Source organism: Micrococcus sp. KRD096 (assembly GCF_017168495.1).
Taxonomy (GTDB): Bacteria; Actinomycetota; Actinomycetes; order Actinomycetales; family Micrococcaceae; genus Micrococcus; species Micrococcus luteus.
Map to the genome: position 1 here is coordinate 46,656 of NZ_JABFAY010000022.1, position 6,513 is coordinate 53,168.

The 6,513-nt window shown below is 73.0% G+C and carries 7 protein-coding genes and 1 pseudogene; all 8 read right to left on the reverse strand.

Going from position 1 to position 6,513, the window contains the following annotated elements:
• Entirely contained in the window at positions 1-462 is a 462-nt protein-coding gene (locus J1M41_RS11065) for a hypothetical protein (protein ID WP_069941613.1), read from the reverse strand.
• Positions 453-1,232 (reverse strand): hypothetical protein, encoded by a 780-nt coding sequence (locus tag J1M41_RS12280; RefSeq protein ID WP_031943847.1) that lies wholly within the window; start codon positions 1,230-1,232, stop codon positions 453-455. The genes J1M41_RS11065 and J1M41_RS12280 overlap by 10 nt, the downstream gene beginning before the upstream one ends.
• Positions 1,225-2,994 carry a hypothetical protein gene (locus J1M41_RS11075; protein ID WP_069941614.1) on the reverse strand — a complete coding sequence of 590 codons (1,770 nt, stop codon included), beginning with the start codon at positions 2,992-2,994 and terminating at the stop codon, positions 1,225-1,227. Before J1M41_RS11075 ends, J1M41_RS12280 begins: the two co-directional genes overlap by 8 nt.
• Before the next feature lie 45 nt (positions 2,995-3,039).
• Positions 3,040-3,243, reverse strand: coding sequence for a hypothetical protein (locus J1M41_RS11080; RefSeq protein WP_206451751.1), 204 nt, complete (start codon positions 3,241-3,243; stop codon positions 3,040-3,042).
• Positions 3,233-4,081, reverse strand: a complete 849-nt coding sequence (locus tag J1M41_RS11085) for a glutaredoxin family protein (RefSeq protein WP_069941615.1) — start codon at positions 4,079-4,081, stop codon at positions 3,233-3,235. Before J1M41_RS11085 ends, J1M41_RS11080 begins: the two co-directional genes overlap by 11 nt.
• A gap of 94 nt (positions 4,082-4,175) precedes the next feature.
• Entirely contained in the window at positions 4,176-4,730 is a 555-nt protein-coding gene (locus tag J1M41_RS11090) for a hypothetical protein (protein WP_069941616.1), read from the reverse strand.
• Between the two features lie 4 nt (positions 4,731-4,734).
• On the reverse strand, positions 4,735-5,370 hold the full coding sequence (locus J1M41_RS11095) for an A24 family peptidase (protein WP_141724186.1): 636 nt from the start codon (positions 5,368-5,370) through the stop codon (positions 4,735-4,737).
• Positions 5,351-6,513, reverse strand: a pseudogene (locus tag J1M41_RS11100) (hypothetical protein); the annotation flags it as partial. The pseudogene J1M41_RS11100 and the gene J1M41_RS11095, both read right to left, overlap by 20 nt.

The following is a 6,513-nucleotide window of genomic DNA, read 5'->3' on the forward strand; positions in this document are numbered from 1 at the left end:
TTAGGAGCGGATCTGCGTGCCCTTCTCGCGCTGGGCCACACGGGCGCTGCGCAGGGCCCGGGGTCGCGGGGAGGTCTCGTGCTTGAAGGCCAAGTAGTCGACGACGTCGGCCTCGCACCAGAGCCGTCCGCGGGTGACCGGCTCGGGGAACTGGTGGTCGCGCTGGCGCAGGGAGCGGGCCGAGCGCTCGGCCACGCCCAGCAGCTCGTTGACCCGCGGCTCGGCGATCAGGCCGATCACGCGCGGGTCCAGGCCCGCCTCGTGCAGCTCGGTGGCCGCACTGGCCGCGCGGTTGCGCACGGCGGTGGTGGCCGTCTCGTAGGAATTGGCCCCAGCCGCGCGGGCGAGGATGTCCAGCAGTGCTGCGGGGGGCCGGTAGGGGCCCTGGTGGGCGTGGGGGTCCAGGGCCTCGCCCCACCGGCGTGCCGGCGGGGCCGGCTTCTCGTGCTGATTCATCCCCATCGGGTGCGTCCTCCTCGTCGTCCCCACCGGCGGGCGCCGGCCTCGTCCTGGGCCACGCGCTCCTCCTTGGAGCGCACGGCGTTGAAGCTGGTCACGGACAGCCCCACCAGCTGGCCCTGCGTGACGGCGTCGCGGGCGTAGCGGTCGCCCATCTGGGAGGCGATCCAGCCGCCCATGTCCCCGCCGTTGCGGTCGCGCACGTCGGAGACGACGTCGGCGGCCAGGTAGCCGCCCTTGGAGCCGACGTCGAAGGTGCGGGTGCGGCCGCCGCCGATGTCCACGGTGGCGCGGATGTGCACGCGCTTGTCCTGGTGGCGGGCGCCGCGGGCGACGTTGACGATGGACATGCGGGCCGCGTGCAGGCCGGCCCCGCGCTCGGGCGATCCGACGGTCTTGGGCAGCTGGATCCGCACGATGCGGTTGCCGTCGGGCAGGTGGGTGGTCGTGGTGGAGTGGCGGGTCAGGGAGGGCCCGCGCCGGGTGTCCTTGGGGACCACGGTGGGCTTCTTGGCACCTCGCTTGGCTCGCACGGGCACGATCTTGCCGGCGGCGTTGCGCCGACGTCGGGGTGCCTTGGAGACGGCGCCGGTCTCGTGTAGCTCGGTCAGCGCGTCCCGGTAGGACTCGCCCGAGGTCTCCCCGCGGGCGATCTTCTGCATCATGCGCGGGGAGCGGTTCATGGCCGCGCCGAGTTCGGCCCAGGTGAGTCCGTAGGCCGAGCGCACCCGGGTGACGAGCTCGGCGGGGCTCAGCTGTGCCGGGTCACTCACCGTCGGCCTCCTGCTCGTCGTCGCCGGGCAGGTAGTCCGTCCCGTCGACGGGGGCGGCCTGCATCTCGTATTCGGAGTAGGCGGCGTCCACGCCCAGGCGCGCGGCCTTGGCACGCAGCCTGTTGCGGGCGGTCTCGTCGGCGGGAATCTTCAGCGGTCCGGGGACGTAGCCCTGGAGGCGCATGCGTCCCACCCGGCCGTCATCGCCGCCGCCACGCTCCTCGGTCAGGGACCAAGCGGGGACCTCGGTGGTGTAGATCGCGTCGCCGCGCACGCCCAGCAGGGTGTGGGCCGGCACGTGCAGGGCCCCGCCCTGGAGGCCACCGGCCATGGGTCCGGAGAGCATGCGCGCCCGGGCCCGGCCCCAGACCTGCACGGCGAACTCGGGGTGGTAGTAGCGCTGAGCCTGGCCGTCGAAGCGCGGCTTGGTGGTCCAGATGAAGGCCTTGCCGTGCTGCTTGACGTCGGGGGCGTTGGCCGGGACCTCCTTGGGGTCGAAGGTGATGTGGGTCTGCACGCGCCCGCGGGCCGCGAAGTTGCCGATCGTGTTGATCAGGATCGAACGCAGTGCCGCGGAGACGGCGGTCTTGATGATCTCGTCCATCAGCGGGTCGCCGGCGACGGCGGCGCGAGCCTTGACCAGGTTGTCCTTCCAGGTGTCCAGCGGGCGTGCACGCACGCGCCGGTCGCGGTCGCGGGCGCCGGGGACATCGGTGGTGAACGCGACGGACTCGATGGGGTCCAGCTGCCAGCCGTGGCGGGCGGCGACGAAGAACTCGGCGGCGTCGATCCAGGCGCTCCCGGTGGCGCCGGGGCGGTTGGGCCAGTACCAGCCCTCGGAAGCCTTCTCGTGCTGGACGCCGATCAGGCCGATGTGGTCCCAGGTGTCGGGGACCTTGAACTGCACGTGCACGCGAGCGCGGGCGTAGGGGTTCTCCCGGAGCATGTCCGCGGTGTCGTCGCGGCGCAGCCGGTACCCGGGGCCGATGCCCAGCTCACTGCACATGGCTCCGTACATGAAGCGGCCGTCGACGTAGGCGAAGCCGTCGATCTTGGGGGTCTTCGCCGGGTCGTGCAGGGGGATGCAGTCCGGGTGAGTGTCCGAGGAGGATCCGGCCACGAGGTGCTCGACGTGGTGCTGGCCGGAGGTGCGGTGCAGCTCCTCGGCGATGTCCTCGGTCAGCGGGTACGGCTCGAGGTTCTTCGGCAGGGTCAGGGCCCAGAGGTTGGCGCCGGTGGCGGTGGGGCTGTCCATGAGCTTGGCTCCGCGGAAGTGCGCACCGATGATGCCTTCGGTGGCCTGCCAGGCCAGGCGGGCCTGATCCGGGCTCAGCGGGGCGTCGCCGAACCACCCGGAGACGAACTGCACCAGCATGCGCTTGCCGGTCTGGCGGTGCTCGAAACGGCCGGTGGCCGGGGAGCCGAGGTTGTGTCCTCCGTCGATCCAGCCGGGAGTCTGCACCAGCAGCCAGTGGCGCTTGCCCGGCGTGGCCACCGGGGTCTTGCCCGTGAAGAAGATCCGGTCCACACCGACGGCGGCCGCAGTGTCGAGCATGTCGGTGAGGTTCGGGTTCTTCCGACGGGGGCCGATCTTCGGCGGCACCGCCTGCCCGTTGTCCAACACGCCCCGGCCCGTGGTGTAGTCCGCCCACAGGTTCTTGCGGGCGGCGAGGTTGCGGTAGGCCACGGGGCGGAACGTGGTGGGGGTGTTGTCGCGCAGGCCAGCGCGCCCTCCGGGACGCTCGCGGTTGGAGTAGGCCATGGGGACCTCCGGTCGATCTGACAGTTAGGGCAACCCTACATTGCGCTAAGCCTCCTCGGTAGGGAGCAGGTCCAGCGCGTCGAGCTGGCCGGGCAGCACCGCAGGCGGGGACGTGTCGTGGAGATCGTCGGTGTCGCCGTCCGGGGTCGGTTGGCCGACGTGGGCCAGCAGGGCGAGCTCGGCGGCCAGGGTGTGGGCGCCGCAGTGGCGGCTGCGGTGGCGGGCCAGGCGGCGACGGTCACCTGGCATGGGCCATCTCCGTCTCCAGGGAGCTGCGCCAGAGCGAGGTGTGCACCACGGTGGAGCCGGCGGCCATGATCTGGCCCAGGTGGTGGGCGATGCCGCGGCAGGAGACGGACAGGTGGATGCCGACGGAGCGGCCCAGGCGGTGGATGCCCAGCAGGAGGTTCTCGGCGACGTCAGCCTCGTGTTCCCCGGCCGGGGCGAGGTCGGCCCAGCGCTGGCGCAGATGGGCGTAGTCGTCCAGGACGAGCACGATGGGCTGGAAGGGCTCGGGGTGCTCCTTGGCGAGGGAGGCGACCTCCACCAGGTGGTAGCGCTCGCGCATCAGCTCGCTGGCGGCACGGATTCGCTCGAGCTGGTCGCTGACGTCGGCGGTGACCACCTGCGCATACCGATGGTCCTCGACCTTGTCCAGCTCCCCGGGCAGGCCCAGGCCCCAGGCCTGCCAGCCCACGGAGACCGCGGTCTCCATGATCCCGCGCTGGATCACGCTCTTGCCGCTGTCGCGGTCGCCGATGATCAGCAGGTGACCCTGGCGGGGGTCCCAGAGCACGTGCTCGCCGGCCTCGACGGGGCCCACGTCGATCGTGGCCTGCACGTCGGCGGCCGGCGCGGCCTCCGGGGCCGGGGAGGCGTAGCGGTCGGGGAGGTATCCGTGCCAGTGCTCCCCGGTTGCCTCGTCCACGGTGACCGGCGCGCTGGAGTAGCCCATCTTGCGCAGCTTCTCGACGGCCGCGGGGTCCTGGGAGACGTCGACGAGGGTGTGCGGGATCTTGTGGGCGCGCAGGTGGGCCTTCACGGTCATGCAGGGGCCGCAGCCGGGGCTGGTGTAGATCGTGTACATGGGTGCTCCTCGGTCGGAGATGGCCGGGGCCGTGGCCGGCCCTCACTTCCCATAAGGCCGGCATCCGGCGCTGATGTCCCTCCCCGTTCCGGGGTCAGCTTTCATGCGCCGGGTGCAGCAGCAACGCGTCGGCGGGGATCGTCGAGGTGTGCTCGAGGTGCCCGACCTCGAGGCCGGCGGCCAGCAGGGCCTGGACCGCGGGGTGGTCCTCGGCTAGGTCCTGGAGGAGGACCAGGGGGACGTGTCGCGGAGATGCGGGCGGCGCCGCTTCCTCGGCCGGCGCGGCCGGCAGCGGCGACTCCGTCGCACCATCCGCGGCGAGGGTGCCTTCTGGCTCGGCTTCTGGCGTGGGTTGTGGCGTGGAGTCCAGGCCGGCCTTCCGTTGCAGGCGGGCGAGGTCGGCGTGGCGGGCCGGGGGCAGCTTGGCGGTCTCGAGCAGCTCGAGGGCGCTGGTGAGTCCGGTGTGGTCGCCGCTGGCGAGCCAGGTGGCCACGATCAGGCCCACGCGACCGGCCTTGCCGGAGTCGTGGCCGGGGTCGCCGGGAACAGGGTGGGCCGCGGTGAGGTCGTCGAGCTGGGCGTGCTTGAGCCCGGCGGTGAGCAGGCCGGTCAGCGCACGGCGGTCGCGGGCGGAGAAGGTGCGGGGCACCTGGTCAGGATGCCAGGTAGCCCAGGACGGCGAGCAAGGCGAGCACGTGCCCGGCGACGAGGTACGGGGCCATGGGCACGCGGGTCTTGCGCTGGCCGCGCAGCAGGGCCGGGACCGCGCCGAACAGGGCGGCGAGCACGTAGCTGGCCAGGATGGCCAGCACCCAGGCACCGGGGCCGTGGACACCGATGGCCAGGGCGGCCACGGTGACGAGCTTGACGTCGCCCATGCCGGTGCCGCCGATCAGGTGCATCACCATCAGCACGACGGCGGCGATCACGGTGACCACCAGCCCCTGGAGGGCCCAGGCGCCGTATCCGGTGACCAGCAGCCCCACCGCGGCGCCGAGGTTGATGGCGCCCAGGGCGGCCACGGCCCAGTTCGGGATGAGCCGGTGGGCCCGGTCCACGCGCGCCATGTAGATGCCCAGGCAGGCCAGGGCGATCAGGGCGAGCGCGGCGTGGACCATGAGCACGGGCAGCCCGGCGACCGCGGCGCCGGCGATGCCCAGCAGGGCAGCCAGGGCCCCGCCGGGACCGATCAGGGTGCGCACCGTCCGCGGCGGCACCGTGTAGGGCGCCGGCGCGGGGTCGGTGGCCGCGGGGGACGTGTCGTGGAGATCAGGCGACACGGTAGCCATGGGCCCGCAGCTCCTCGATCAGGGCGGTGGTCTCCACCTCGGGCTCGAGGTCCTCCTCGAAGGACTCCAGGTAGGAGTAGAGCTTCTCGATCAGGCGGGTGACCTCGGTGTGGTTGCCGGCGGCGGCCTCGGTGACCAGAGCGTCGCGCCAGGCGGCCTCGTTGGCGGGGTCGATCGCGCGGCCGACGCGGGCGGCCAGCTGGGCGTGCTCGCGGTGGCCGGCGGCCAGGGAGCGGGCCACGAGCTCGTGGGCGGCGTCGCAGATGGTCTGGACCATCTCCTGGACCAGGGTCTCGGTCCAGGCGACGTTGGAGGCCTTGGCGTGCTCGAAGGGCACTCCCCTCACCAGACGCATGGCGGCGACCAGGGCGGGGGTGGAGGCCTTCACGGGGTCATCGCCGATCAGGGACTGCACGACCTGCCAGTCGGTGAGCACGTCCTCGTGGACGCGGTAGCCCTCGCTGCCCACGGCGGGCAGGTAGGGGGTGCCGTCCGCGGCCTGGCCGAGCAGGCGGCGGGTCTGGCCGGTGAGCTTGTTGCGGTTGCTGGAGGCGGACTTGCCGTCGGAGCGCTGGGTGGGCCAGAACGCGGCGTGGACGGCCTCGGCGCTCGCGCCGGGGTGCAGGGCCAGGTAGGCGGCCAGGGCGACGCAGCGGGCGGTCTGGGTCGTCGAGACCTCGCCGGTGGCCGCGGTGACGGGGGCCTGGCCCTGGGCGCCGACGAGCTTGAGCTCGCCGAGCATCAGGATCATCGGGGCCTGGGTGGTGGCCTGCTCCAGCAGGTGTGCGGCGTCCAGGTCGATCTGCTTCTGCGGGTCGGTCGAGGCCAGCTGCTCGGGGGCGGCGTCCTTCTCGTCCTCGTCCTCCGCGGGGGACGTGTCGTGGAGATCGGTGGCCGCCTCCTGCTGCGCCGGCTCGGCGGTCGCGGCCGGCTCGGGCTCGGGCTCGGGCTCGGGCTCGGGCTCGGGCTCGGGCTCGGGCTCGGGCTCGGGGGCAGTCTCGGCGGGTCCTGCGGTCTCGGTGACTGCGACGACGGCCGGGGTCTGGTCCTGGGCCTCGGGGGTGATGTCCTCGGGCTCGGTCGGCACGGCGGCCGCCGCGGCCTGGTCCTGGCTCTCCTCGTCCTCGTCCTCGTCCATGGTGT

Bases quoted from the DNA above. Each gene is read 5' to 3' on its own strand.
- J1M41_RS11080 (WP_206451751.1), bottom strand. From the start codon at position 3,243: ATGCCAGGTGACCGTCGCCGCCTGGCCCGCCACCGCAGCCGCCACTGC.
- J1M41_RS11095 (WP_141724186.1), bottom strand. From the start codon at position 5,370: ATGGCTACCGTGTCGCCTGATCTCCACGACACGTCCCCCGCGGCCACC.
- J1M41_RS11085 (WP_069941615.1), bottom strand. From the start codon at position 4,081: ATGTACACGATCTACACCAGCCCCGGCTGCGGCCCCTGCATGACCGTG.
- J1M41_RS11065 (WP_069941613.1), bottom strand. From the start codon at position 462: ATGGGGATGAATCAGCACGAGAAGCCGGCCCCGCCGGCACGCCGGTGG.
- J1M41_RS11075 (WP_069941614.1), bottom strand. From the start codon at position 2,994: ATGGCCTACTCCAACCGCGAGCGTCCCGGAGGGCGCGCTGGCCTGCGC.